General features: G+C 67.2%; 23 protein-coding genes. 10 read left to right on the top strand and 13 right to left on the bottom strand.

Annotated elements, in window-relative coordinates; all coding sequences use genetic code 11:
- Nucleotides 1-5: 5 nt before the first annotated feature.
- The 6 genes from AC1DW0_RS12455 to AC1DW0_RS12430 all read right to left on the bottom strand — a co-directional run bounded on the left by AC1DW0_RS12455 (nucleotide 6) and on the right by AC1DW0_RS12430 (nucleotide 8066).
- Entirely contained in the window at nucleotides 6-1118 is a 1113-nt protein-coding gene (locus AC1DW0_RS12455) for an EAL domain-containing protein (RefSeq protein WP_056198377.1), read from the bottom strand.
- Between the two features lie 124 nt (nucleotides 1119-1242).
- Nucleotides 1243-2964, bottom strand: coding sequence for a bifunctional protein-serine/threonine kinase/phosphatase (locus AC1DW0_RS12450; protein WP_056198374.1), 1722 nt, complete (start codon nucleotides 2962-2964; stop codon nucleotides 1243-1245).
- Between the two features lie 139 nt (nucleotides 2965-3103).
- Nucleotides 3104-3916, bottom strand: coding sequence for a formate/nitrite transporter family protein (locus tag AC1DW0_RS12445; protein WP_056198371.1), 813 nt, complete (start codon nucleotides 3914-3916; stop codon nucleotides 3104-3106).
- Between the two features lie 30 nt (nucleotides 3917-3946).
- Nucleotides 3947-4270, bottom strand: a complete 324-nt coding sequence (gene nirD / locus AC1DW0_RS12440) for a nitrite reductase small subunit NirD (RefSeq protein WP_056198369.1) — start codon at nucleotides 4268-4270, stop codon at nucleotides 3947-3949.
- A gap of 13 nt (nucleotides 4271-4283) precedes the next feature.
- The gene (nirB, locus tag AC1DW0_RS12435; protein WP_056198366.1) at nucleotides 4284-6812 is read right to left on the bottom strand and encodes a nitrite reductase large subunit NirB; all 2529 of its coding nucleotides are present in this window, start codon (nucleotides 6810-6812) and stop codon (nucleotides 4284-4286) included.
- Between the two features lie 297 nt (nucleotides 6813-7109).
- Nucleotides 7110-8066: an MBL fold metallo-hydrolase gene (locus AC1DW0_RS12430; protein WP_056198363.1), complete on the bottom strand. Its 957-nt coding sequence runs from the start codon at nucleotides 8064-8066 to the stop codon at nucleotides 7110-7112.
- A gap of 49 nt (nucleotides 8067-8115) precedes the next feature.
- On the opposite strand from AC1DW0_RS12430, the gene def reads away from it, so the two are divergent.
- Nucleotides 8116-8655: a peptide deformylase gene (def, locus tag AC1DW0_RS12425; protein ID WP_082532714.1), complete on the top strand. Its 540-nt coding sequence runs from the start codon at nucleotides 8116-8118 to the stop codon at nucleotides 8653-8655.
- A 77-nt stretch (nucleotides 8656-8732) separates the two neighbouring features.
- On the top strand, nucleotides 8733-10790 hold the full coding sequence (locus AC1DW0_RS12420; protein ID WP_477946131.1) for a DUF6600 domain-containing protein: 2058 nt from the start codon (nucleotides 8733-8735) through the stop codon (nucleotides 10788-10790).
- Between the two features lie 22 nt (nucleotides 10791-10812).
- On the opposite strand, the gene AC1DW0_RS12415 is transcribed toward AC1DW0_RS12420, so the two are convergent.
- Nucleotides 10813-11466 carry an arylesterase gene (locus AC1DW0_RS12415; protein WP_477946129.1) on the bottom strand — a complete coding sequence of 218 codons (654 nt, stop codon included), beginning with the start codon at nucleotides 11464-11466 and terminating at the stop codon, nucleotides 10813-10815.
- On the opposite strand from AC1DW0_RS12415, the gene AC1DW0_RS12410 reads away from it, so the two are divergent.
- A complete protein-coding gene (locus AC1DW0_RS12410) occupies nucleotides 11465-12136 on the top strand; it encodes an ABC transporter ATP-binding protein (protein WP_056198349.1) in 672 nt (223 codons plus the stop codon). The genes AC1DW0_RS12415 and AC1DW0_RS12410 overlap by 2 nt on opposite strands.
- A 146-nt stretch (nucleotides 12137-12282) precedes the next feature.
- On the opposite strand, the gene AC1DW0_RS12405 is transcribed toward AC1DW0_RS12410, so the two are convergent.
- From AC1DW0_RS12405 to msrB, 5 genes are all read right to left on the bottom strand, one after another.
- Nucleotides 12283-13512, bottom strand: coding sequence for a cystathionine gamma-synthase family protein (locus AC1DW0_RS12405; RefSeq protein WP_477946126.1), 1230 nt, complete (start codon nucleotides 13510-13512; stop codon nucleotides 12283-12285).
- Between the two features lie 69 nt (nucleotides 13513-13581).
- On the bottom strand, nucleotides 13582-14385 hold the full coding sequence (locus AC1DW0_RS12400) for a peptidylprolyl isomerase (protein WP_056198343.1): 804 nt from the start codon (nucleotides 14383-14385) through the stop codon (nucleotides 13582-13584).
- A gap of 78 nt (nucleotides 14386-14463) precedes the next feature.
- A complete protein-coding gene (locus AC1DW0_RS12395) occupies nucleotides 14464-14724 on the bottom strand; it encodes a BolA family protein (RefSeq protein WP_056198339.1) in 261 nt (86 codons plus the stop codon).
- Complete coding sequence (locus AC1DW0_RS12390; RefSeq protein ID WP_457349578.1) at nucleotides 14721-15353, bottom strand: septation protein A; 633 nt, start codon at nucleotides 15351-15353, stop codon at nucleotides 14721-14723. The genes AC1DW0_RS12395 and AC1DW0_RS12390 overlap by 4 nt, the downstream gene beginning before the upstream one ends.
- Nucleotides 15350-15775, bottom strand: a complete 426-nt coding sequence (gene msrB / locus AC1DW0_RS12385) for a peptide-methionine (R)-S-oxide reductase MsrB (protein ID WP_056198333.1) — start codon at nucleotides 15773-15775, stop codon at nucleotides 15350-15352. Before msrB ends, AC1DW0_RS12390 begins: the two co-directional genes overlap by 4 nt.
- A 500-nt stretch (nucleotides 15776-16275) precedes the next feature.
- Here msrB and AC1DW0_RS12380 point away from each other — a divergent pair, with 500 nt between their 5' ends.
- The 6 genes from AC1DW0_RS12380 to AC1DW0_RS12355 all read left to right on the top strand — a co-directional run bounded on the left by AC1DW0_RS12380 (nucleotide 16276) and on the right by AC1DW0_RS12355 (nucleotide 23142).
- A complete protein-coding gene (locus tag AC1DW0_RS12380; protein ID WP_477946123.1) occupies nucleotides 16276-17922 on the top strand; it encodes a 3-(methylthio)propionyl-CoA ligase in 1647 nt (548 codons plus the stop codon).
- Between the two features lie 93 nt (nucleotides 17923-18015).
- Nucleotides 18016-19266, top strand: a complete 1251-nt coding sequence (locus AC1DW0_RS12375; protein WP_477946121.1) for a branched-chain amino acid ABC transporter substrate-binding protein — start codon at nucleotides 18016-18018, stop codon at nucleotides 19264-19266.
- A gap of 133 nt (nucleotides 19267-19399) precedes the next feature.
- Complete coding sequence (locus tag AC1DW0_RS12370) at nucleotides 19400-20359, top strand: branched-chain amino acid ABC transporter permease (protein ID WP_235532019.1); 960 nt, start codon at nucleotides 19400-19402, stop codon at nucleotides 20357-20359.
- Nucleotides 20360-20363: 4 nt separating this feature from the next.
- Nucleotides 20364-21662, top strand: coding sequence for a branched-chain amino acid ABC transporter permease (locus tag AC1DW0_RS12365; RefSeq protein WP_477946119.1), 1299 nt, complete (start codon nucleotides 20364-20366; stop codon nucleotides 21660-21662).
- Nucleotides 21659-22435, top strand: a complete 777-nt coding sequence (locus AC1DW0_RS12360) for an ABC transporter ATP-binding protein (protein ID WP_477946117.1) — start codon at nucleotides 21659-21661, stop codon at nucleotides 22433-22435. Before AC1DW0_RS12365 ends, AC1DW0_RS12360 begins: the two co-directional genes overlap by 4 nt.
- Complete coding sequence (locus tag AC1DW0_RS12355) at nucleotides 22432-23142, top strand: ABC transporter ATP-binding protein (RefSeq protein ID WP_477946115.1); 711 nt, start codon at nucleotides 22432-22434, stop codon at nucleotides 23140-23142. The genes AC1DW0_RS12360 and AC1DW0_RS12355 overlap by 4 nt, the downstream gene beginning before the upstream one ends.
- 10 nt (nucleotides 23143-23152) lie before the next feature.
- Here the strand turns inward: AC1DW0_RS12355 and AC1DW0_RS12350 are convergent, their stop codons facing one another.
- Entirely contained in the window at nucleotides 23153-23662 is a 510-nt protein-coding gene (locus AC1DW0_RS12350; RefSeq protein WP_457323284.1) for a diguanylate cyclase domain-containing protein, read from the bottom strand.
- Nucleotides 23663-23909: 247 nt separating this feature from the next.
- Between AC1DW0_RS12350 and AC1DW0_RS12345 the strand changes: the two genes are divergently transcribed.
- Nucleotides 23910-24464: an ECF-type sigma factor gene (locus AC1DW0_RS12345; protein ID WP_200955292.1), complete on the top strand. Its 555-nt coding sequence runs from the start codon at nucleotides 23910-23912 to the stop codon at nucleotides 24462-24464.
- The last annotated feature ends 1 nt before the right edge of the window (nucleotide 24465 follow it).

The raw sequence follows: 24465 nt of genomic DNA, 5'->3' as shown, positions 1-24465 counted from the left end.
AGCCGCTACAGCGTGTCCACCATGATCGGCCTGCCGGTCAGATAGCCCTGGATCAGGCGAAAGCCCATCTCACGGCAGACCTGGGCCTCGGCCTCCTGTTCGACGCCTTCGGCCAAGGGCACCGAGCCCAGCTCCAGCACCATGCGCACCAGGTCGCGCACCATGCGTTGCTTGCGCTCGCTGGCCTCATGCAGGTTGCGCACGATGCCCATGTCGAACTTGACGAAGTGCGCCGGCACCTCGGCCAGCTCGTTCAGCCTTGCCTGGCCGGCGCCGAAGTCGTCGTAGGCGAACTCCACGCCGATGCCGTTCAGGCGCTCGGCCAGCTCGCGCATGCGGTCGACTTCGACCACCGCGCTTTCGTGCACCTCCACCACCAGCTGTGGCCGCGTGGGCAGGGCCAGCAGCCCCTGCAGGGCCTGGAAGAACTCTTCCGAGAAGGTCTCGCTCGGATGGGCGTTGACGAAGACGCGCATCCCCTGCGCCTTGGGTGCCAGCGCCGCTACGCCATGGGAGCGGAACGCTTCGCTCAACTCGGCCTCGCGCCGCAGCGTGGCGGCCATCCGGAACAGGTGCATCGGCGAGCCGGGCAGCTCAGGGTGCGTGCAGCGGCCCAGTAGCTCGTAGGCGAACAGCCCGCCCGTGCGCGCGTCGACGATGGGTTGCGCCGCTGCTGTCAGGCCTCGGCCGGCCAGGAACTCCAGGAACTGCGCCTCCAGGCGCACGAAGTTCTGGCTGAGGGGGTTCATGCCCGGTGAGACCACCATCGTGCGCATGGGCAGCGGGCCCGCCACGGTGGCCGCAGCAAGCGTCTCGTCGTGGGTCAGGCGGAACTCGGCGGTGCAGAAATGGATGATGTCGTTCGGTGCCAGCTGCCGCGGGCCCACCAGGCGCTCGTGGTTCACGAAAGTGCCGTTGGTGCTGCCCAGGTCGACCACCAGCAGGCCGCCCGCCTCGTCGGCCTGCAGTTCGGCATGCCGTCGAGACAGCCCCTGCGCCTCGATGGTCAGGTCATTGCCGGCATCGCGACCCACGCTGAACGGCAACCGGTCGATGCGATGCGTGACGCGCGATCCATCGGCGGCCACGCTCTCCAGAAACCACGGCGTACTGCCCATTCAAGCCCCTCCACGCTCCTACCGCCAACCTGCGGCGTACACACTTTCGGCGCGTGCTGCGGAATGAGCACATTCTGAAACACATTCACTGGGCAGGAGCACCGGTCCTTCCCTCGGTTGGGGGTCAGCTGCCGCTCAGCCTCAATCCCAGCAACACCAGCGTCGCCAGGCCGAAAACCAGCGTCAGCACGCGCCAGAACAGCAGCGGATGGCGCTGCTGCAGCGGCGTGCGGTCCCGGCTCATGAATTCGGGGCCGGGTGCATAAAGGTCATGCGCCAGCTCTGACAGTGCCTGCTGACGCCGTGAGGGTTGGGGATGCAAGGCCTTGCGCAGCACGCGGTCCAGCCAGTCGGGCAGGTCGGGGCGCCGGGTGCGCAGCGGCACGTATTGCAGCTTGTGCAGGTCACGGGGGCCACGCACCTGGGGCACCTGCAGGCCGTAGGGCAGGGCGCCGGTCAGCATCTGGTAGGCCAGCACGGCCAGCGAGAACAGCTCGGACACCTGCGTGCCGCCGTCGCCGGTGAAGTATTCCGGCGCGGTGTACTGCAGGCTGCCGGCGATGTCGGTGGCGCGCGCATCGCCCAGGCCCTCGTTCAGGCCCGCCACATGGGCCGAGGCGAGGTCGATGAGGATGACAGTGCCCTGGCGGTCGATCATCAGGTTCTCGGGCCGCAGGTCCTGGTGCAGCATTTCCTTGCGATGCAGGGCTTGCAGGCCACGGGCGATCTGGTCGACGAGCTGGCGCACCTCGTCGAGCCCAGGCTTCGGGTGATCGGTCATCCACTGGGCCAGGGTCTGGCCGGTGATGAACTCCATCGCGGTGAAGAGGTGCTCGCGGCGCTTCTCGGCCGGCGCGGCCTTGATGACGTGCGGGCTGTCGACGCGCCGCGCCACCCACTCCTCGATCGCGAAGCGGTCCAGGGCCCGGCTGTCGGTGCCCATCTCGGCGGAGGGCAGCTTGAGCGCCCATTCGCGCTCCTGGGCATCGACGGCCAGCACGACCTGGCTCCTTGCGCTCGCATAGAGCTCACGAATGACGCGGTAGCCCTCGAACTCCATGCGTGGGGCCAACCGTGGCGGCAGGCGCAGGCGCTCCCGCTGCACGGGCGGCGCGAGCTGATCGGGCAGGGATTCAACGCGCGCCAGCATGACGGTGGCGTTGTCCTGGCTGCCCCGCGCCAGCGCCACGGCCACGAGGGCCTGGGCGGCGGCCTGCAGCTCGGCGCCGTGGCGGCTGACGGTGCTGACGACGAGCGCCGGGTCCAGGTGCTCGTAGGCGCCGTCGGTGGCCAGCAGATAGGTCTCGCCGACTTCGGTGGGCCAGCAGGCGTGGTCGATCTCGAGATGCGGGCTGATGCCCAGTGCCCGGCCCAGATAGGTCTGGCCGCCGTCCAGGCGCACGCGGTGGTCGTGGCTCAGCTGCTCCAGCGCGGTGGGATGGATGCGGTAGGCGCGCGTGTCGCCCACATGCAGCAGATGCACCTCGCGGCCCTTGAAGACCAGGGCGCTGAAGGTGCAGACATGGCCGCGGTCCTTGTCGAAGCGGCCTTCGCCGAGCTGCGTCTGGGCGTGCAGCCAGCCGTTGGTGGCGGCCAGCACGCATTGGGCGGCGCGGCGCACTGTCCAGGCCTCGGAGGTGCCGTAGTAGTCCTCCAGGAAGCCGCGCACCGCCGCCGCGCTGGCGATCTGGCTGACGGGGCTGCTGCTGATGCCGTCGGCAATCGCCAGCGCAATGCCGCGCGAGCGGCGCTGCGCGTCGGTCGGCAGGGCTGCGCCGTGGAAGTCCTGGTTCAGCGGCTTGACGCCGGCCTCGGAGTGCTGGCCGACTGCGACCCGTAGAGTCATGCAATGACACCGGAGCGTTTCGGGCCGAGCGCCGGGCCGCTCCCAAGCCGGCCCGCTTTGGCGATGTGCTTGCGGCTCGATGCCGCAAGCATCGCCGTCCCCTCGGGGGACCGGCCAAGGTACTCCTTGGACGAGGGGCTCACACGATCACGCGTTTGGGAGCGGTCTTGTAGTGCGTCGAGTACAGCGACAAGCCGACGAAGGTCAGGCCGCCGACCAGGTTGCCGACCACGGTGGGAATTTCGTTCCAGATCAGGTAATCCATGATCGTGAACTTGCCGCCCAGCATCAGGCCCGAGGGGAACAGGAACATGTTGACGATGCTGTGCTCGAAACCCATGTAGAAGAACACCATGATGGGCATCCACATGCCGATGGCCTTGCCTGAAACCGAGGTCGACATCATCGCCGCGACCACGCCGGTGGACACCATCCAGTTGCACAGCACGCCACGGATGAAGAGGGTCAGCATGCCGGCAGCACCATGGGCCGCGTAGCCCACCGTGCGGCCTTCGCCGATGGTGCCGATCTTCTGTCCGACCGCGTTGGGCGCCTCGCTGAAGCCGAAGGTGAAGATGATGGCCATGAAGACGGCCACCGTCAGCGCCCCAGCGAAGTTGCCGAAGAAGACCAGCGTCCAGTTGCGCATGACACCGCCCCAGGTCGCGCCGGGCCGCTTGTCCAGCACGGCCAGCGGCACCAGCGTGAACACGCCGGTCAGCAGGTCGAAGCCCATCAGGTAGAGCAGGATGAAGCCGACCGGGAACAGCAGCGCGCCAACCAGCGGGTTGCCGGTGTTGACGCTGACCGTCACCGCGAAAGCCGCAGCCAGCGCCAGGATGGCGCCCGCCATGTAGGAGCGGATCAGCGTGTCGCGGGTGGACATCAGAAGCTTGGATTCACCGGCATCGACCATCTTGGTCACGAACTCGGTGGGTACGACGTAGGCCATGGTTTGTCTCCTCTTTCGCCAATCAAATAGTCAACGCAGCGCGACGAGCACGCGGCCGTCCTGCACCTGCACGGCATGGGCGCGCACCGACTGCTCGGGCGCTTCCAGGCACTCGCCGGTGTTCAGGTCGAAATGGTTCTTGTAGAGCGGCGACGCGACGACGATGCGCTCGCCCAGGTTGCCCACCAGGCCGCGGGCCAGCACGCTGGCGCCGGAGCGCGGGTCGATGTTGTCGATGGCGTGGAAGCTTTCCTGGCCGACGCGGAACACGGCCACGTGGTGGTCACCAACGCGAGCGGCCACGCCGGTGTTGGGCAGGATGTCGTCGACGCTGCAGATGGGGGTGTAGTTCATGTCGATTCCTTGATCAGGCCGTGGCTTCTTCTTCGCGCTCTTCGGCACGCGCCGGGCGGATCTGGCCGCGCTCTTCCACGAAGATGATTCGCTCGTCCGGCTTGTCGCTGTTGACGAAGGAGCGGAAGCGCTGGCGCACCTCGGGCGTCGTGACGGCCGTCTTCCATTCGCACTGGTAGGTGTCCACCACGGCCTGCATCTGCGCCTCCAGCTCGGCGGCGAGGCCCAGGCTGTCATTGATGACGACGTCCTTCAGGTAGTCCAGGCCACCTTCGAGGTTGTCGCGCCAGGTGCTGGTGCGCTGCAGGCGGTCGGCCGTGCGCACATAGAACATCAGGAAGCGGTCGATGTACTTAAGCAGGTCGGCCTTGCTCAGGTCGCTGGCGATCAGCTCGGCGTGGCGCGGCTTCATGCCGCCGTTGCCGCAGACGTAGAGGTTCCAGCCCTTTTCCGTCGCGATGATGCCGACGTCCTTGCCCTGGGCCTCGGCGCATTCCCGCGTGCAGCCGGAGACGCCGAACTTGATCTTGTGCGGCGCGCGCAGGCCCTTGTAGCGGTTCTCGATCTCGACGGCCAGGCCGACCGAGTCGTCGACGCCATAGCGGCACCAGGTGCTGCCCACGCAGCTCTTCACCGTGCGCAGCGACTTGCCGTAGGCATGGCCGCTCTCGAAGCCGGCGGCGATCAGCTCTTCCCAGATGAAGGGCAGCTGCTCGACGCGGGCGCCGAACATGTCGACGCGCGCGCCGCCGGTGATCTTGGTGTACAGGCCGTACTTCTTGGCCACCTGGCCGACGGCGATCAGGCCATCGGGCGTGACCTCGCCGCCCGGCATGCGCGGCACGACGGAGTAGCTGCCGTCCTTCTGGATGTTGCCGAGGTAGTAGTCGTTGCTGTCCTGCAGCGCGGCCAGCTTGGGCTCCAGCACGAACTCGTTCCAGCACGACGCGAAGATGCTGGCTGCCGCGGGCTTGCAGATGTCGCAGCCCAGGCCCTTGCCGTGCTTGGCCATCAGGTCGCTGAAGGTCTTGATGCCGCCCACGCGGATGAGGTGGTACAGCTCCTGGCGCGAATGCGGGAAGTGCTCGCAGATGTGGTTGTTCACGGCCATGCCGCGCTTGGCCATCTCGAACTTCATCACCTGGGTAACGAGCGGCACGCAGCCGCCGCAAGTCGCGCCGGCCTTGGTGCAGGCCTTGAGTGCGCCGATGGTGGTCGCACCGTCGCCGACGGCCGAGCAGATCTGGCCCTTGCTGACGTTGTTGCACGAGCACAGCTGGGCGCTGTCGGGCAGGGCGTCCGGGCCGATGCCGACCTTGGCCTTGCCGTCGCTGCTGGGCAGGATCAGGAACTCGGGGTCGGCCGGCAGCTTGATGCCGTTCAGCTGCATCTGCTGCAGCGTGCCGTACTCGGCGGCGTCGCCCACCAGCACGGCGCCGAGCAGCTTCTCACCGTCCTCGCTGACGACGATCTTCTTGTAGATCTGCTTGCGCTCGTCGACGTACTGGTAGCTGCGGCAGTTCGGCGTCTTGCCATGAGCGTCGCCGATGCTGGCCACGTCCACGCCCATCAGCTTGAGCTTGGTGGACAGGTCGGCGCCGGGGAAGGCGGCCTCGGCATCGCCCGCAATATGGCGGGCTGCCACACGGGCCATCTCATAGCCAGGGGCGACCAGGCCGTAGGTCTGCTCGTTCCAGGCCGCGACCTCGCCGACGGCGTAGACATTGCGGTCGCTGGTGCGGCAGTGGTCGTCGATGACGACGCCGCCGCGCGGGCCGATGGCCAGCACGCACTGGCGGGGCAGTTCGTCACGCGGGCGGATGCCGGCGGAGAACACGATCATGTCGGTCTCCAGCCAGGTGCCGTCGGCGAACACCATGCGGTGGCGGGCCATCGCGCCGTCGGTGATCTCCAGGGTGTTGCGGCCGGTGTGGACCTGCACGCCGAGGTCTTCGATCTTCTTGCGCAGCACGCGGCCGCCACCCTCGTCGATCTGCACGGCCATCAGGCGCGGTGCGAACTCGACGACGTGCGTCTCCAGGCCCATGTCGCGCAGTGCCTTGGCGCACTCCAGGCCCAGCAGGCCGCCGCCGATGACGACGCCGGTCTTGGAGACCGCGCCGCTGGCTTTCATGCCTTCCAGGTCTTCGATGGTGCGGTAGACGTGGCAATGCGGCCGATCGCGGCCGGGCACTGACGGCACGAAGGGGTAGGAGCCCGTGGCCAGCACCAGCTTGTCGTAGTGGACGACTTCGCCGTCGGCCAGCGTGATGGTGTGGTCGCGGCGCTCGATGGTCACGGCCTTGGCGGCCAGGCGCAGCTTGAAGCCGGGGTGGTTCTCGAAGAAGCCCTCGGGCACCAGGGACAGGTCCTCGGCCGATTTGCCCGAGAAGAATTCGGACAGGTGCACGCGGTCATAGGCCGGGCGCGGCTCCTCGCACAGCACCGTCACCTGCACGTCGGCGGCAGCGGGGCCCTCCGCGAGGGACTCGAGAAATTTCTGGCCCACCATTCCGTGGCCGATGAGGACGATGTGCTGCATGTGTGTTCAGGGCGAAGCAGGCTGCGCCGACGGGCTTGGAAAGGCCAGATCGGAGCCACCAGTAAGAAGGCCCCGAGAGCAGCGGTCTGCTCGGTCGGGGCCGGAAGATGAGGTTCGCCGCCTTTGGCGATGCTTCTGCGGAAGCAGAGGGCCGCGTCAGCGCAGCACCTCATCTCCTACGTCGCAAGGACCATGCCTGCGCCAGAAACGGGCATCGCCCATGAGCCGGCATGCACCACGCAGGGGTGGCACAGAGGCGGTGCGAGGCGACGCACCGCGGCGGGGCGCATCGCCCCGTCAGCGGGCCGGGCGGTCCAGCATCACCTCGAGGCCTTGCGCGTTCAGCTCGGCGTCCAGGGCCAGCCAGTCGGCGGCCTCGGCGTCAGCCGGGTGGCCGTGGCTGCGCAGGCGTGCGAGATAGCCATCCAGCAGGCCGGCCTTGAGCTGCTCGTGACGGCGCGGCGCGGCGCGCAGGGACTCGGCCAGCGCCACCATCTCGTCCACTTGCTCCAGCATCAGCGAGGCCAGGCGACGCACTTCGTCCACCGAGCCGCCGATGCAGCCGTAGTGGGTGACCTGCATTGCAAGCGGCTCGGCCGCCAGCAGCCGCGCGACGGTGGACTTGAGCGCTTCGGGCTCGAACTGCACCGGCGTGCTGGTCGGCAGGATCCAGGCGCGGCCGTCGACGTCGAAGGCGCGGTAGGACAGGCCGAAGGTGTCGCCCGTGAACCAGCTGCGGCTCCTCTCGTCCCAGATCGCGTGGTGATGCCTGGCGTGGCCGGGGCTGTCGATGAGGCGCAGGGGCCGGCCGGCGAGGTGGATGACCTGCTCGTCATGGCTGGCCTCGGCGCGTTCAGCCGGCACGGGCACGAGCTTGCCGTAGCTGCGCTGCATCTCGGCCTCGCCGTAGACGGCGAGCGCTCCCAGCCATAGCGCCTTGGGGTCCACCATGTGGCGCAGCCCACGCGGGTGCACCAAGGCGCGGGCCTGGGGCAGGGCCTCCATCAGCAGGCCCACGCCACCGGCATGGTCGAGGTGGACGTGGGTCGGGATCACCCAGTCCACTGCCTCCGGTGACAGCCCCAGCGCGTTCAATGCCGCCAGCAAGCGCGGCACGGCATGGTTGGTGCCGGTATCGATGAAGGCGGCGCGGCCGTTCTCGACCATCAGATAGGCGGCATCGAAGCGCGGGCGCTGGAAGCCGGTGTCGATGGCGTAGATGCCGTGGCCGAGGTCTTCGATGAAGTCAAGCATGAACGGGGCTTCCTAGAATCACCGATCACGATAGCCCAAGGAGGCCGCAGTGGCGGTGCACGAGATTTTGAAGATGGGCGACCCGCGCTTGCTGCGCGTGGCCCAACCGGTCACCGCCTTCGGCACGCCGGAGCTGAAAGCGCTGATCGCCGACATGTTCGAAACCATGGCCGCCGCCAATGGCGCGGGTTTGGCGGCGCCGCAGATCGGCGTGGACCTGCGCCTGGTCATCTTTGGCTACACGAAGAATGTGCGCTACCCGGATGCCCCGCCGGTGCCGCCCACCGTATTGATCAATCCGCAGATCGAAGTGCTGGACGGCGGGCGCACCGAGGGTTGGGAGGGCTGCCTGTCGGTGCCGGGGCTGCGCGGCGTCGTCGAGCGCGATGAACGCATCCGCTACACCGGCTTCGATGCCGATGGTGCGGTGATCGACCGCATCGCCGAGGGTTTCCATGCCCGCGTTGTGCAGCATGAGTGCGACCATCTGGATGGCACCCTCTACCCGATGCGGATCAAGGACTTCACTCGCTTCGGCTTCACGTCCGTGCTCTTCCCGGAGCTCGACCCCGCGTCCGACGACGATTGAGAGATGGAAACACTTGTAAGTGCGGTGCACCGCACCCGGAGCTTGTGCGTTGCGCAGGCGCAAAGGAGCATTGGCTCATGACCACGTCCATCGAATCCAAGCTTGTCCTGAAGCGCAACAGCTGGCGCATGCTGGCTCTGGCGCTGTTCATTGCGATCGCGCCTGCCGTCAAGGCACAGGACGCCGACCGTGATCCTCCGACCCGCGCGGCCCGAGTCGTCGACGTTGTCGGCGATGCCTGGCTGTTCGACCACGACACCCGCGAATGGACGCGGCTGTTGCGCAACCAGACCGTCGGCGAGGGCGATCGCGTGCGCACCGACGACCGCGCCCGCATCAGTTTGCGTTCCGGCTCGACGTCAATCTGGGTTGACGAACGCAGCGACCTGGAGCTGAGCCAGCTCGATGAGGGCCAGACACTGCTGCAGATTGACCGCGGCGACGTTGCCGTGCGCCTGCGCAACTCCGAGAACGCCGCCGAAACCCGGCTGCGCACCCGTGAGGGTACGGCGCAGCCCGAGCGCGAGGGCCTCTACCGCGTGGAGCAACTCGACCGCGGCAGCAAGGCCTATGTCTGGCAGGGGCGCCTGCGATTTGAATGGGCTCGCGCCGCCTCGCCCGTGACGCTGGGCACCGGCGAGCAGGCCGAATTCTGGTGGCCCGACGGTCCCCGCGCCGAGCGCAGCCCGCTGTTCAGCGACGGCTTTGGCGACTGGGTGCTGGCCGAAAGCCGCGAGGAAGGTGACCGCCCCGTCGCGCGCTACGTGTCTCCCGAGATGACCGGCGCCGAGGACCTGGACCGTTATGGCCGCTGGGAGACGGCGCCTGAGTACGGCACGGTCTGGATTCCGACGACCGTTGCCGTCGCGGACTGGGCGCCCTACCGCTATGGCCGTTGGACCTGGTCGCGTCATTGGGGCTGGACCTGGGTGGACGACGCGCCCTGGGGCTTCGCGCCCTTCCACTATGGCCGCTGGGTCAGCTGGGGCGGGCGCTGGTGCTGGACGCCGGGCGCCTATGTGCACCGCCCGGTCTATGCACCGGCCCTGGTGGGCTGGGTCGGCAGTGGCTCCGTCAGCATCGGCATCAGCGTGGGCAGCCGTCCACCGCCGCCACGCTTTGGCTGGTACCCGCTGGCACCGCGTGAGGTCTATGTGCCGGCCTACCACCACAGCCCGCGCTATGTGAACCGCGTCAACGATCCGCGCGACGTGCGCGACCCCGTCACCGTGCGGCGCCCGCACCGATACCGCGATGCACCGGCGGCCGTCAGCACCTTGCCCGCTCCCGGCGCGGCCATCCAGCCGCTGCCGGTGCGCGGCCCCGACCGTCGCCCCGAGCCGGGCTGGAACCGCCCGCTGCCGACAGCGCCGGGCCGTGGGGACCTGGCTGCTGTGCTGCCGGCGGCACCCACCCGGCCGCCGGAGACCGAACTCCCGCGCCGCAATCCCCGCGCGCCGGAGGCCAATATGGGCTGGCGCAGCGAGGGCAACCAGCGGCCCCAGCGCCGCGATCAACGCCGTACTGACGTGCAGCCGCAGGTGCCTGTGCCTGCGGTGGCACAGCCGGCCGTTCCGGCCATCGCCCCTCAGCCTCAGGTTCCCCAGCAGCAGCGCCCCGGCGTCGAGCAGCCGCAGCGCAGTGGCGACAACATGCCTTGGCGCGCGCAGCAACAGCAACAGCAACAGCAGCAGCAACAGCAGCAGCAACAGCAACAGCAACAGCAACAGCAACAGCAACAGCAACAGCAACAGCAACAGCTGCAACGGGAAGCGCAGCAGCGCGATACGCAGCATCGCGAAGCCCAGCAACGTGAGGTTCAGCAGCGTCGCGAGGAGATCCAGCAGCGCGAGGCGCAGCAGCGCGATACGCAGCATCGCGAAGCCCAACAGCGTGAGACGCAACAACGCGAGATGCAGCAGCGTCGCGAGGAGCAGCAGCGCCGCATCTCCCAGCCCGAGCCGCAGCGCCAGATCGAGGTGCCACGCCCGCAGCCTCAGCCGCAACCGCAGGCGCAACCACAGGCGCAACCCCGCGCACAGCCGCGCGAAGAAGGCCCGAAGCGCGGCCGCCAGGACGGCGTGCCGACGCGCGGCGACAAGCAGCCGCGGGACTCCCAGCAGCAGGAGCGCTGAAGCAGCGGCTTGGTACGGCCGCCTAGAGCAGCGGCTTCAACGCTGGCCAGACGTTGTCCAGCAGCAGCGGATGCGCCTTGGCCAGCGGGTGGATGCGGTCGCCCTGGAACCAATCCATCGCGTCCGCCCGGTCCGCCACGCCTTTGAGCAGGAAGGGCACGAAGGCTGTGCGGGCCTGCCTGGCGACCTGCTCGAACAGGTCGGCAAACTCCTTGCCGTAGGCCGTGCCGTAGTTGGGTGGCACCTGCATGCCGGCGATCAGCACCTTGGCGCCGCTCTCCTGGGCGGCCCGCGCCATGGCCAGCAGGTTGTCGCGCGTGCTCCCCAGCGGCAGGCCGCGCAGCGCGTCGTTGCCGCCCAGCTCGAGGATGACGATGGCCGGCTTGTGCGTGCGCAGTGCGGCTGGCAGCCGGCTGCGGCCACCTGCCGTGGTGTCGCCGCTGATGCTGGCGTTGACGACGCGGTAGGGCTTCTTCTGTTCGGCCAGGCGCTTCTGCAGCAGGGCCACCCAGCCGTCGCCCGCCTTGAGGCCGTATTCGGCGGACAGGCTGTCGCCGACGACCAGGATGACCGGTGCCTCGGCGGCCGCGGCCGCACCTGAGATCCCTGAAGAAAAGCCGGCGATCACCCCCAGGCTAAAGTGCGCCAACACCCATCGCCGCCGCAGTCCCGACATGCCCGAAGCCCTTGTTCAAGTTGACCAGATCACCAAGCGCGTGCGTGACGCGACCGGGGAGCTGACGATTCTGCATGACATCAGCTTCGAGCTGACTGCAAGGGAATCGGTGGCCATCGTCGGCGCTTCCGGCTCCGGCAAGAGCACGCTGCTGGCCATCCTCGCCGGCCTGGACACGCCCAGCGATGGCTCCGTCACGCTGCGCGGCCAGGATCTCTTCACGCTGGACGAGGACCAGCGCGCCGCCGTGCGCGCCCGCGAGCTGGGCTTTGTCTTCCAGAGCTTCCAGCTGCTGCCCAACCTGACGGCGCTGGAGAACGTCATGCTGCCGCTGGAGCTGCGCGGCGACCGCGACGCGCGCGAGCAGGCCGCCGCCATGCTCACGCGCGTGGGCCTGGGCGAGCGCCTGGGCCACTACCCGCGCGTGCTGTCGGGCGGCGAGCAGCAGCGCGTGGCGTTGGCTCGTGCCTTCGTGTTGCGCCCGGCGCTGCTGCTGGCCGATGAGCCCACCGGCAGCCTGGACTTCGCGACCGGTGCCTCGGTGATGGAGCTGATGTTCGAACTCAACCGCGAGGCCGGCACGACGCTGGTGCTCGTCACCCATGACCGGGAGATCGCCTCCCGGTGCGAGCGCCAGTTGCGCATCGAGGCGGGGCGCCTGGCGGCTTGAGCCCCTCGCCCGCTCCTGCCCCGCTGAACGCGGGCATGCCCGGTCGGTCCCCCGAGGGGACGGCGATGCTGCCCGGTTCGACCGGCCAGCACATCGCCAGACGGGCCGGCTAGGGAGCGGCCCGGCGCTCGGCCCGGCAAACGAAGTCAGTCAGCGAGCGCCTGGTCGAAGTCGGCGATCAGGTCTTCGGGCGCTTCCAGGCCCACTGACAGCCGAACCAGACCTTCTGCGATGCCCATGGCGGCTCGCGCCGCCTGGCCCATCTCCCAGAAGATGGTCGGCGCCACCGGGATGATCAGCGTGCGCGTGTCGGCCAGGCCGGTGGCCTTGAGCGGCAGGCGCAGCCGGTTCAGCACCTCGACCATGCGCTCGGGGTCGCGCAGCTCGAAGCTCATCATCCATGAGCCGCTGCCGAACCAGGCGCGGGCCTTGTCGTATTCGGGATGGGTCTCGAGCATGGGGTAGTGCACGTGCTCGACGGCCGGGTGGGCGGCCAGGTGGCGAGCCAGCGCCAGCGCCGTATCGCTGCTGCGTTGCAGGCGCAGCGTCAGCGTCTCGGTGCCGACGAGGATGCGGTGGGCGGCCTCGCTGGACAGCGTGCCGCCCATGTCGCGCAAGCCCTTCTTGCGGATCTGCTGCAGGCCCCAGCCGCGCGCGTCGCCCTGGCGGTAGGCCGGGAAGATGTTCGGGTAGGTCGACCAGTCGAAGCAGCCGGTGTCGGTCACCGCACCGCCCAGGGCCTCGCCATGGCCGGCCAGGGTCTTGGTCAGGGAGTTCATCACCAGGCCGGCACCGAAGCGGCGCGGCTGGCACAGGGCCGGCGAGGTGACGGTGTTGTCGACGACGTAGAGCAGGCCGCGCTCACGGCACAGCGTGCCAATGCCTTCGAGGTCGGGAATGCGGGTGCTGGGGTTGGCGATGGTCTCGACGAAGACCAGCCGAGTCTCGGGCCGCAGCGCAGCCTGCACCGCGGCGGCCTCGCCGGCATCGACGCGGCTGACCGCGATGCCCAGACCCTCCAGCGTCTGGAAGAGGCTGTTGGTGTTGCCGAAGACGCGGTTGCTGGTGACGAGGTGGTCGCCCGCCTTCAGCAGCGTCAGGAAGAGGGCGCTCAGGGCCGCCATGCCGGTGGCGAAGCTGACGGTGCCGATGCCGCCTTCCATCTCCGTGACAACCGCTTCGAGCGCGGCCGTCGTCGGTGTGCCCTGGCGGGCGTAGTTGAAACTGCCTTTGCTCTTGCCCTGGAAGACGGCGATCAGGTCCTCCACCTTCTCGTAGGCGTACTGCACGGAAGGATGGATGGGCGTATGGACGCCACCGAACTGGCGGTCAGGGCCGCTGGCGTGGACGAGACGGGTGCTGAGGGCGTCGGGCATGGTTTATCGGGTCCAGATGGCAGAAGACCCGCCGTAGCGGGTCTTGCAACAAGTGATCGGCAGGCCGGCTTACTTGCTGAAGGTGTAGTCGGTCTTGGCCTTCTTGATCAGGCTGTCCTGGAACTCGGCCATCTTCTGCTGCTCGATGCGCTGCTTGATCTGGGCCTTGACGTCGTCGAAGGCCGGGAAGGTCGCGGGGCGGGTGTCTTCGAGCTTGATGATGTGATAGCCGAACTGGCTCTTGACCGGTTCCTGCGTCATCTCGCCCTTTTGCAGCGCCGTCATGGCCTTGCTGAATTCGGGCACGAAGTTGTTCGGATTGGCGAAGTCCAGGTCGCCGCCCTTTTCCGCAGAGCCGGTGTCCTTGGAGTTCTTCTTGGCCAGTTCCTCGAAACTGGCGCCGCCCTTGATCTGGGCGATCAGAGCCTTGGCGTCCTCTTCCTTCTCGACCAGGATGTGGCGGGCGCGGTATTCGTTGCCGGTGTTGGCGGCCTTGAATTTGTCGTACTCGCCCTGGGCTTCGGCATCCGTAACCGGGTTCTTGGTCTTGAAGTCGTCCATCAGGCCGCGGATCAGCAGCATCTGACGGGCCAGGTCCATCTGGACCTTGTAGTCGGCGGTCTGCGGAACGCCGCGCTTCTCGGCTTCCTGCATGAAGATCTCGCGGCGCACGACCTCGTCCTTGACCTGGGCTTCCAGCTCGGGCGAACGCTGCTGCTGGCCGCTCTTGGTGACTTGCTGGATCAGCGTCTCGACGCGCGCCTTGGGCACGGGCTTGCCGTTGACGGTGGCGACGTTCTGCGCGACTGCAGCAGCCGGCAGCAGGGCCGAAATGGTGGCCGCGACGACGGCGGCGAGCGCAAACTTCTTCATGGGTGGGGGAATTTGATTCAGGCTAAAAAAATCGCGCCCGGTGCCGGGCGCGCGGTTCTTCAATCACGCACGATCTGATCAGTGTTCACCCGGGGCCCGGGCGTCGATCGCCAGCGCGTGGATGCCGCGCTGCATCAGGTCGGACAAACAATGATAAACGAGGCGGTGCCGGGCCAATCTTTGCAGTCCGGTAAAGCGATCCGACACGACAGCCACGTGAAAGTGGCCGCCCTCGCGGGCACCGGCGTGGCCGGCGTGCTGGGCGCTGTCGTCGCGGATGCTGAGTTCCAGTGGCGCCAGCTCCGCGCGCAGGCGGGCCTCTATCTCTGCGCTGATCATGGCTTGCTGTCCTCTTCCGGCGGCAGGTGCTTGCTGAGATACAGGCCTTGGGCGAGTGTGAACAGCACGATGAGGCCCGTCACGCCAAAGACCTTGAAGTTGGCCCAGGCCGACGTCGAGAAGTGGTAAGCCACATAGAGGTTGAGCACGCCCATCGCGGCGAAGAACAGCACCCAGGCGCGGTTGAGCTTGAGCCAGATCAGGTCGGGCAGGGCGAGTTCGCTGCCGAGCATGGACTGGATCAGGTTCTTGCCGAACGCTGCCTGCGAGATCCACAGCGTCAGCGCCATGGCCCAGTACAGGCCGGTGGGCTTCCACTTGATGAAGGTCTCGTTGTGGAACCAGATCGTGGCACCGCCCAGAGTCACGACCAGCACGAGGCTGATCCACAGCATCAGATCGATCTTCTTGCCGCGCAGCTTCAGGATGGCCGCCTGCGCCAGCGTGGCGATCATGACGACCAGCGTGGCCAGCAGAACCGGCGCTTCCTGGGCGCCGACAACGCCGCCGGAGACCAGGAAGCCGAAATGCTCGGTCGAGAACGCCGCCGCTGCATCGGCGTGCCCTTCAGCACCCTTGAAGACGATGAAGAAAAGGATCAGCGGAAGAAAGTCGAGCAGCAGTTTCATGCGCCGGGATTGTCTTTCACGAAATCGATGGAGGCGGAGTTGATGCAGTAACGCTCACCCGTCGGCTCGGGACCGTCCGGGAAGACGTGTCCCAGATGCGAGCCACATTTGTTGCAGCGGACCTCGACCCGCACCATGCCGTGGCTGCTGTCGACGATGCGTTCGATGACTTCGCTGTTGACCGGGGCCCAGTAGCTCGGCCAGCCGCAGCCGGCGTCGAACTTGGTGTCGGACTCGAACAGCGGCGTGCCGCAGCCGATGCAGTTGTAGTGGCCGTCCTTGAAGTGGTCCCAGTACTTGCCGCTGAAGGCGCGCTCCGTCCCCGCATGGCGGGCGACCTGGTACTGCGTGGCGTCGAGTTGCTCGCGCCATTCGGCGTCGGTCTTCTGGACGGGGTAGGTCTTGCTGGAATCGTGGCTCATGATGAAAAGGACACTTCGGGGCTTGGGGCCCGGTCAGGCGGCAGGGCCGCGTCGCCGGGAAGAGCGGGTTCGTCGAACGGGCGACTCAGAACTTTCATCAGCCGGCCAGTTTAGTGAGAGGGCCGAAGGCCTCGCTCACCCGGGTGTTTCCCCGGGGTGCGAGGGTCGCGGTTGTGACGTTCAGGCGTTCGACCCCGGGACTAGACTGGCCGGAACCTGTTCGCAGTCTCCCCATGGCGCCCGTTGCCCCGCAAAGGCAGTGGCTGCAAGACGCAAACCGCAGTCGGGCTGGTTGCCCGGCGAGGATTTGCAACGCCGCAGACGCTGCCTTTGCGGGGCAACCCGGAGGGCAAGGCAGCACAGGGCCGCACTCGGCGTTGCGCACCTGGGTCGGGCAAGAGCCCGACCGGCGGCGCGCGCCTTGATTGCGACCCTGTGCTGCCTTGCGGGCGCCATGGGGAGGCTGCAAACAGGTTCTACAAGACCGCCAGGAGACAACCATGGCATTGATGGGCCGGATGATGTCGGATCCGCTGCTGATCTCGTCGCTGCTGAAGCACGCCGAGCGGCATTCGGGCGAGACCGAGATCGTCAGCAAGCGGGTCGAGGGCGACCTGCACCGCAGCAATTGGCGCGAGCTGGCGCGGCGTTCGCGCCAGGCTGCGCAGGCTTTTGCACGCCTGGGTTGCGAGCCCGGCGACCGCGTCGCGACGCTGGCCTGGAATGGCCACCGCCACATGGAGATCTACTACGGCAGTTCGGGCTCCGCGCTGGTCTGCCACACGATCAACCCGCGCCTCTTCCCCGAGCAGATCGTCTGGATCGCCAACGACGCGCAGGACCGCATCCTCTGTTTTGACGCCACCTTCCTGCCGCTGGTCGAGAAGATTGCGCCGCTGCTGAAGAGCGTTCAGCACTTTGTGCTGATGACCTCGCGCGCCCACATGCCAGCAAGCAGTGGCATCCCGAACCTGCTGTGCTTTGACGACCTGCTGGCCGCCGAGACCGGCGACTACGCCTGGCCGCAGTTTGACGAGAACACCGCCTCCAGCATCTGTTACACGTCCGGCACCACCGGCAACCCCAAGGGCGCCATCTACAGCCACCGCTCGACGGTGCTGCATGCCTATGCCGCCGCGCTGCCGGACGCGATGGACTGCTCCAGCCGCGACGTCATCCTGCCCGTCGTGCCGATGTTCCATGTCAACGCCTGGGGCTTGCCCTATAGCGCGGCCATCGTCGGCTGCAAGTTCGTGCTGCCCGGGCCGCATCTGGACGGCAAGAGCCTGTATGAGCTGTTCGAGGGCGAGAAGGTGTCTTTCAGCGCCGGCGTGCCCACCGTCTGGCTGGGCCTGCTGAACTACGTCAAGGCCAACAACCTGAAGTTCTCGACCTTCAAGCGCACCGTCATCGGCGGCTCGGCCTGCCCGCCGGCGATGATGAAGTCGCTGCAGCAGGACTACGGTGTCGAGGTCATCCATGCCTGGGGCATGACCGAGATGTCGCCGCTGGGCACGCTGTCCAAGTTGACGACACGCCAGCTCGACCTGCCACCCGAACAGCAGCAGCGCCTGCTGGAGAAGCAGGGCCGCGTCATCTACGGCGTGGACATGGCCGTCATCGACGACGAAGGCCGCTCCCTGCCCTGGGACGGCCAGAGCTCGGGCAATCTGGTCGTGCGTGGTCACTGGGTCATCGCCCAGTACTACAACCACGACGAGTCGCCGCTGGTCAGTGTGGATGGCGAGCCAGGCTGGTTTCCGACCGGTGACGTGGCCACCATCGACGCCGACGGCTTCATGCAGATCACCGACCGCAGCAAGGACGTCATCAAGTCGGGCGGTGAGTGGATTTCCTCCATCGACCTCGAGAACATCGCGATGGCCCACCCGGCCGTGCACGAGGCCGCCGTTATCGCTGCCAGGCACCCCAAGTGGGACGAGCGGCCGCTGCTGGTCGTCGTGAAGAAGCCCGACGCGACATTGACGTGCGAAGAGTTGTTGGCCTTTTACGAGGGCCGCATCGCCAAGTGGCAGATCCCGGACGACGTTGTCTTCGTTTCCGAAATTCCGCATACGGCCACTGGCAAGGTGCAGAAGCTCAAGCTGCGCGACCAGTTCCTGAGCCACAAGCTCCCGACGGCATGAGCGCGATGACCGGTCAGGGGTAAGCCCGGGACTGCGGCGTGGCCGCGCTGGATTAACTTCCGTTCACATTCAGACCCACAACAGGAGACAAGCATGTTCGACATCACTTCGGCCCGCGCCCCACTGCGCGCGATCGCAGCCGCCACGCTGGTGCTGGCGGCCGCCGGCGCCCAGGCCCAGAAAGGCGAGACGGTCAAGCTGGCCTATATCGACGCGTTGTCCGGCCTGATGGGCCCGGTGGGCCAGAACCAGGTCAAGACCTTCCAGTTCCTCGGCGAGAAGACCAACAAGAGCAACCCCGCCGGCGTGAAGTTCGAGATCGTCACCTTCGACAACAAGTTGAGCCCCGCCGAATCGCTGAACCTGCTGAAGGCCGCGGCCGACCAGGGCATCCGCTACATCATGCAGGGCAATGGCTCCAGCGTGGCGCTGGCCCTGAGCGACGCCGTCAGCAAGCACAACGAGCGCAACCCGGGCAAGGAAATCCTCTACCTGAACTACTCGGCGGTGGACCCCGACCTGACCAACAGCAAGTGCAGCTACTGGCACTTCCGCTTCGACGCCGACACGTCCATGAAGATGGAAGCGCTGACGACCTTCATGAAGGACCAGGCCGACGTCAAGAAGGTCTTCCTGCTGAACCAGAACTACGCCCACGGCCACCAGGTCGCCAAATACGCCAAGGAGATGCTGGCCCGCAAGCGCCCCGACGTGCAGATCGTCGGCGAGGACCTGCACCCGCTGGCCCAGGTGCGCGATTTCGCCCCCTATGTTGCCAAGATCAAGGCCAGCGGCGCCGACACCGTCATCACCGGCAACTGGGGCTCGGACCTGGCCCTGCTCGTCAAGGCCGCCAACGAGGCCGGCTACAACGGCAAGTTCTTCACCTACTACACCGGTGTGACCGGCACGCCGACGGCACTGGGCACCGGCGGCGCGGGCCGCGTGTTCCAGGTGGCCTACAGCCATTACAACCTGGGCGGGCAGGCGCAGAAGGACGCCGAGGAATACAACAAGAAGTTCAACGACGACATGTACACGCTCAGCGTGCAGCACATCTACTCGCTGCTGAGCCAGGCCATGGCCAACGCCAAGTCGACCGACCCGGTCAAGGTGGCCGCGGCGATGGAAGGTCTGACAGTCAAGAGCTTCAATGGTGAAGTGACGATGCGCAAGACCGACCACCAGCTGCAGCAGCCGCTGTTCATCTCGGTCTGGCAGAAGGCCGACGCCAAGTACCCCTACAGCCCGGAGAAGACGGGCATGACGCTGGCGCCGGTGAAAATGTACGACAGCTATGTGTCGTCGACCCCGACGTCCTGCCAGATGAAAAGGCCCGGCTGATCGCTGCAGTGCCTGACCCGACCGCGCGCCGCTCGCCAGCGGCGGCGCGATCTTCCTGACTTTGCCGGCCACCGCCTTGGATCAAGTCTTCATCAACCTGCTGAACGGCCTGTCGTCCGGCCTGCTGCTCTTCATGCTGAGTTCGGGCCTGACGCTGATCTTCAGCATGATGGGCGTACTGAACTTCGCCCACGCCAGCTTCTACATGGTGGGCGCCTACATCGCCTATTCGCTGGTGGGCATCATGGGCTTCTGGCCGGCGCTGCTGTTCGCGCCGCTGGCCGTTGGCGTGCTGGGTGCAGGCTTCGAGAGGCTGGCGCTGCGGCGCGTGCACAAGTTCGGCCATGTGCCGGAGCTGCTGATCACTTTCGGTCTGTCCTATGTGGTGCTGGAACTGGTGCAGCTGATCTGGGGCCGCACGGCCGTGACGTTCACGCCGCCGGCGCTGCTGGAGGGCTCGGCGCTGACCATCGTTTCGCGCGCCCAGGAAGGCATGTCGCTGGTGCTGGGCAAGGCGTCGCCCGAGGTCTGCGCGGTGGCCAACTGCTCGACCTTCCCGGCGACCAAGGCCTTCATGATGTTGGTGGCCCTGCTGATGCTGCTGGCGCTGTGGCTGCTGCTGACACGGACCCGCGTGGGCCTGATCATCCAGGCCTCGCTGACGCATCCGGAGATGGTCGAGGCCCTCGGCCACAACGTGCCGCGCGTGCTGATGCTGGTGTTTGGCAGTGGCTGCGCGCTGGCAGGCCTGGCCGGCGTCATCGGCGGCATCACCTTCGTGACCGAGCCCAACATGGCGGCGTTCATCGGCGCCATCATCTTCGTCGTCGTGGTCGTCGGCGGCATTGGCTCGCTGGCGGGCGCCTTCGTCGGTTCCATCGTCGTGGGCCTGCTGCAGACGCTGCCCCTGACCATCAACGGCTCCCTCGCCACGCTGCTCGGCAGCCTCGGCTTCACCGTCACCCAGGCCACGCCGGGCTACCCGCTGCTGCGCCTGACGATGGCCGAGGTCGCCCCCATCCTGCCCTATCTGCTGATGGTGCTGATCCTGATCTTCCGGCCCAAGGGCCTGCTGGGCACGCGGGAAGACTGAGCCGATGAGCAAGTCCAAGGATTTCCATTTCAAGCCCCACAACGTCGGGCGCTGGTTCGTCTGGGGTTTCTTCGCCCTCATCCTCTTCGTCGCGCCGCGCATCTGGACGACGGGCCTGGCGCAGACCATGCTGACGCAGATGGGCATCGGCGTCATCGCCTGCCTGGCCTACAACATCCTGCTGGGCCAAGGCGGCATGCTGAGCTTCGGCCACGCTGTCTACAGCGGCATGGGCGCCTTCCTCGCCATCCATGCGCTGAACATGGCCGGCGCCGGCACGCTGGGCATTCCCGTCAGCCTGATCCCGCTGGTGGGCGGCTTCGCGGGCCTGGTCTGCGCGGCGCTGCTGGGCTACGTGTCGACGAAGAAGGCCGGCACGCCGTTCGCGATGATCACGCTGGGCATTGGCGAACTGGTGTTCGCGCTGACGCTGATGCTGCCTGAGTTCTCGGGCGGCGAGGGCGGCGTTTCCAGCAACCGCGTCATCGGCAAGCCCTTCATGGGCATCAGCTTCGGCCCGCAGATCCAGGTCTACTACCTCGTCGCCGTCTATTGCTTCATCTGCACGGCGGCCATGTTCGCGCTGACGCGCACGCCGCTGGGCCGCATGCTGAACGCCGTGCGCGACAACCCCGAGCGCGTCGAGTTCGTCGGCTACGACACGCACTGGGTGCGCTTCATGGCCTTCGCCATCTCGGGCTTCTTCGCCGGCGTGGCGGGCGGCCTCGGGGCCATCAACGCCGAGATCGTCAATGGCAGCGACGTGCTGCACGCGGCGCGCTCGGGGGCCTATCTGTTGTTCACCTTCCTGGGCGGTGCGACCTTCTTCTTCGGTCCCATCATCGGCGCCGTGCTGATGGTCATCTGCGGCGTGCTGCTGTCCGAGCTGACCAAGGCCTGGCTGCTGTACCTGGGCCTGATCTTCCTGTTCATGGTCATGTACGCCCCGGGCGGCTTTGCCAGCCTCATCCTGATGAATCTGCGCGTGGCGGCCTTTGGCAAGTTGAAGAAGCTCTGGACGTCCTACCTCGCCCTGGCCGGCACGGCCCTCGCAGCGCTGGTCGGTGCAGCGACCATGATCGAGATGCTTTACCACCGCCAGCTCAATGAGGCCCTGGGCCCCGAGCTGCGCTTCATGGGCGCGACGCTGAACAGCGCGGGCCTGGACGCCTGGTTTGGTGCCGGCTTTCTCATCGTCGTCGGCGCCGCTCTCTTCGAGCTGGTGCGCCGCCACTATGTGCACGAGTGGGGCGAGATCCAGGAAGACATCGAAAAAGAAATCAAGCGGAGGGAAGCCCTGTGAGCACGGCCTACGCCCTCGAACTGCGCGACCTGCGCAAGAGCTTCGGCAAGAGCGAGATCATCCGCGGCGCCAACCTGGCCGTGCAGGCCGGCGAGCGCGTCGCCATCATCGGCCCCAACGGTGCGGGCAAGAGCACGCTGTTCAACCTGATCAGCGGCCGCTTCGCGCCGACCTCGGGCGAGATCCATCTGCACGGCCAGCGCATAGCCGGCAAGAAGCCCTACGAGATCAACCGCCTGGGCCTGTCGCGCAGCTTCCAGGTCTCCAACCTGTTCACGCGGCTGTCGGTGTTCGAGAACATCCGCTGCGCGGTGCTGTGGAGCCTGGGCCACCGCTACGCCTTCTGGAAGTTCCTCGCCGACCTCGAGGACGCCAACGATCGCACCGAGCAGATCCTCGAGATGATCAAGCTCGACCGCAAGCGCGACGTGCTGGCCATGAACCTCACCTATGCCGAGGCGCGGGCGCTGGAGATCGGCATCACCATCGCCGGCGGCTCCAGCGTCATCCTGCTGGACGAACCCACCGCCGGCATGAGCAAGAGCGAGACCAAGCGCTTCATCCAGCTGATCCGCGATGTGACCGTGGGCAAGACCCTGCTGACCGTGGAGCACGACATGGGCGTCGTCTTCGGCCTGGCGGACAAGATCGCCGTGTTGGTCTATGGCGAGGTCATTGCCTTCGACACGCCCGAGGCCGTGCGCGCGAACGCACGCGTGCAGGAGGCCTATCTGGGCTCGGTGCTCGCAGAAACACAGGCGGCGGCAGCATGAGCGAAGGTCGTGTTCTCAAGCTGGACAACGTCCACGCCTTCTACGGCAAGAGCCATGTGCTGCATGGCGTCAGCATGGAAGTGAAACCTGGCGAGATCGTCAGCCTGCTCGGTCGCAATGGCGCTGGGCGCTCCACGACGGTCAAGACCATCATGGGCCAGGTCGATGCCAAGGGCTCGGTGTGCTGGGGCGACGTGGAGCTGGTGGGTCGCAAGGCCTACGAGATCGCTCATATGGGCCTGGGTTACGTGCCCGAGAACCGCGACATCTTCCCCAAGCTGACCGTGCACCAGAACCTGATGCTGGGGCAGAAGTCCAAAGCCAAGAACCCGCGCTGGGGCTTCGAGGACATGTACAAGATGTTCCCGCGGCTGCGCGAGCGCCAGCACACCGAGGCCGGCGTGCTCTCGGGCGGCGAGCAGCAGATGCTGACACTCTGCCGCACGCTGATGGGCGACCCCGACCTCATCATGATCGACGAGCCCACCGAAGGCCTGGCGCCCAAGATCGTCGAGCTGGTGGCCGAGTACCTCAAGGAGCTGAAGAACCGCGGCATCGCGGTGCTGCTGGTCGAGCAGAAGCTGGCCATCGCGATGGAGATCTCCGAGCGCTGCTACGTGATGGGCCACGGCCGCATCGTCTTCGAAGGCTCGCCGGCGGACCTGCGCGCCAATGCCTACATCCGCAAGGAGTGGCTGGAAGTGTGAGGAGCGCTGCTCAGTCGCCCCCGGCCGCCGGCAGGTTCGCCCGCGCCGCTTCCGCCAGCTCGGCGCCGTTGCGCCCGGCCTGCGGGAACACGGCGGTGCCCAGGCGCACACCCACCTGCATCAGCCGGCCGTCGACGCCATAGGCGCCTCTGAGCGCCTGCCGCAGCCGCTCCTCGACGAGCTCAGCCTCGGGCGCGCCGGCCGCTACCAGCAGCACGGCAAAGCAGTGCTCTCCCATGTGCACGACCTCGTCCGCGCTGCGTACACGGTTGCGCAGGCGCAGGCTCACGGTCTGAATCAGGTTGTCGCGCTCAGCAGGGCTCAGGGTGCCGTCAGGCCGTGCCAGCAACTCGACCTGCAGCCACAGCAAGGCGAGCTGCTCGCCCTTGCGGCGGCACTGCGCGAACTGGCGCGACACGCGCAGGCCGAATGCGCCGAGCGAGTCCACCTTGGGCACCTGCGTGAACGTGCCGGCGCGATCGGGCGGGGGAGGGTCGTCGGCGAGCTGGGATTGGAGCATGGCATCACGCGTTGGATTGGACGGCGCTGGCGGCCACCTGGCCGATTCACAGCGGGGTGAGGAGCAATGAATGGGCGGCCCGCGGCTTTTGCCGGCTCCCTGGCTTGGCTTGGACATCGCTCCTCATCCTCTTAAACGGGGGATATCCGCCAAACCCGACATCGGGATGCAAAAAAGTTGCCGCTTGCCGGCAGCAGGCTCGTAACCAACCCCTGCGCCGGCGTTACCAGCCGTTAGAGTGCGGCCGGTGCAAGCCATCACCCAATTGCTGCAGGCCGCCGGCCAAGGCGACCGCGCCGCCGCCGACCAGGTGGTGGCCCAGCTCTACGTCGACCTGCAGCGCCTGGCGCGCCGGCATGTGCGCGACGCGGGTCATCTGACGTTGCTCGACACGACGGCCCTGGTGCACGAGGCCTGGATGCGTGTGGCCGGCGCCCAAGGGGCTGATTTCCCGGACCGGCGCCACTTCCTGGCCTATGCCGCCCAGGCCATGCGTTCGGTTGTTGTCGACCTGGTGCGCGCCCGCCGGGCCGAGCGCCGTGGCGGTGGCGAGTTGCATCTGACGCTGGACACCGCCATCGCCGACCAGTTGCCCCATGGCGACGCCGACGTGCTGCGAGTGCACGAGGCTCTGGACGAGCTGGCCCAGGTGGAGCCCCGCCTGGCCCAGGTCGTTGAGATGCGCTATTTCGCCGGCCTGAAGGAGCCAGAGATCGCCAAGGCTCTCGGCGTGACCGAACGCACCGTGCAGCGCGACTGGCAGAAGGCCCGCCTGTTCCTGTCCATGAGCCTGGCGGGCTAGT

The sequence above is a fragment of the Roseateles sp. P4_D2 genome, from assembly GCF_056401875.1.
Note: the sequence above shows the minus strand (reverse complement) of the source record. Positions and strands in the feature narration are given on the sequence as shown.

Excerpts from the sequence above, each read along its gene's own strand:
- AC1DW0_RS12455 (WP_056198377.1), bottom strand. The coding sequence starts at position 1,118 with ATGGGCAGTACGCCGTGGTTTCTGGAGAGCGTGGCCGCCGATGGATCG.
- AC1DW0_RS12450 (WP_056198374.1), bottom strand. The coding sequence starts at position 2,964 with ATGACTCTACGGGTCGCAGTCGGCCAGCACTCCGAGGCCGGCGTCAAG.
- AC1DW0_RS12445 (WP_056198371.1), bottom strand. The coding sequence starts at position 3,916 with ATGGCCTACGTCGTACCCACCGAGTTCGTGACCAAGATGGTCGATGCC.
- nirD (WP_056198369.1), bottom strand. The coding sequence starts at position 4,270 with ATGAACTACACCCCCATCTGCAGCGTCGACGACATCCTGCCCAACACC.
- nirB (WP_056198366.1), bottom strand. The coding sequence starts at position 6,812 with ATGCAGCACATCGTCCTCATCGGCCACGGAATGGTGGGCCAGAAATTT.
- AC1DW0_RS12430 (WP_056198363.1), bottom strand. The coding sequence starts at position 8,066 with ATGCTTGACTTCATCGAAGACCTCGGCCACGGCATCTACGCCATCGAC.
- AC1DW0_RS12420 (WP_477946131.1), top strand. The coding sequence starts at position 8,733 with ATGACCACGTCCATCGAATCCAAGCTTGTCCTGAAGCGCAACAGCTGG.
- AC1DW0_RS12410 (WP_056198349.1), top strand. The coding sequence starts at position 11,465 with ATGCCCGAAGCCCTTGTTCAAGTTGACCAGATCACCAAGCGCGTGCGT.
- AC1DW0_RS12415 (WP_477946129.1), bottom strand. The coding sequence starts at position 11,466 with ATGTCGGGACTGCGGCGGCGATGGGTGTTGGCGCACTTTAGCCTGGGG.
- AC1DW0_RS12405 (WP_477946126.1), bottom strand. The coding sequence starts at position 13,512 with ATGCCCGACGCCCTCAGCACCCGTCTCGTCCACGCCAGCGGCCCTGAC.
- AC1DW0_RS12400 (WP_056198343.1), bottom strand. The coding sequence starts at position 14,385 with ATGAAGAAGTTTGCGCTCGCCGCCGTCGTCGCGGCCACCATTTCGGCC.
- AC1DW0_RS12395 (WP_056198339.1), bottom strand. The coding sequence starts at position 14,724 with ATGATCAGCGCAGAGATAGAGGCCCGCCTGCGCGCGGAGCTGGCGCCA.
- AC1DW0_RS12390 (WP_457349578.1), bottom strand. The coding sequence starts at position 15,353 with ATGAAACTGCTGCTCGACTTTCTTCCGCTGATCCTTTTCTTCATCGTC.
- msrB (WP_056198333.1), bottom strand. The coding sequence starts at position 15,775 with ATGAGCCACGATTCCAGCAAGACCTACCCCGTCCAGAAGACCGACGCC.
- AC1DW0_RS12380 (WP_477946123.1), top strand. The coding sequence starts at position 16,276 with ATGGCATTGATGGGCCGGATGATGTCGGATCCGCTGCTGATCTCGTCG.
- AC1DW0_RS12375 (WP_477946121.1), top strand. The coding sequence starts at position 18,016 with ATGTTCGACATCACTTCGGCCCGCGCCCCACTGCGCGCGATCGCAGCC.
- AC1DW0_RS12370 (WP_235532019.1), top strand. The coding sequence starts at position 19,400 with ATGCTGAGTTCGGGCCTGACGCTGATCTTCAGCATGATGGGCGTACTG.
- AC1DW0_RS12365 (WP_477946119.1), top strand. The coding sequence starts at position 20,364 with ATGAGCAAGTCCAAGGATTTCCATTTCAAGCCCCACAACGTCGGGCGC.
- AC1DW0_RS12355 (WP_477946115.1), top strand. The coding sequence starts at position 22,432 with ATGAGCGAAGGTCGTGTTCTCAAGCTGGACAACGTCCACGCCTTCTAC.
- AC1DW0_RS12350 (WP_457323284.1), bottom strand. The coding sequence starts at position 23,662 with ATGCTCCAATCCCAGCTCGCCGACGACCCTCCCCCGCCCGATCGCGCC.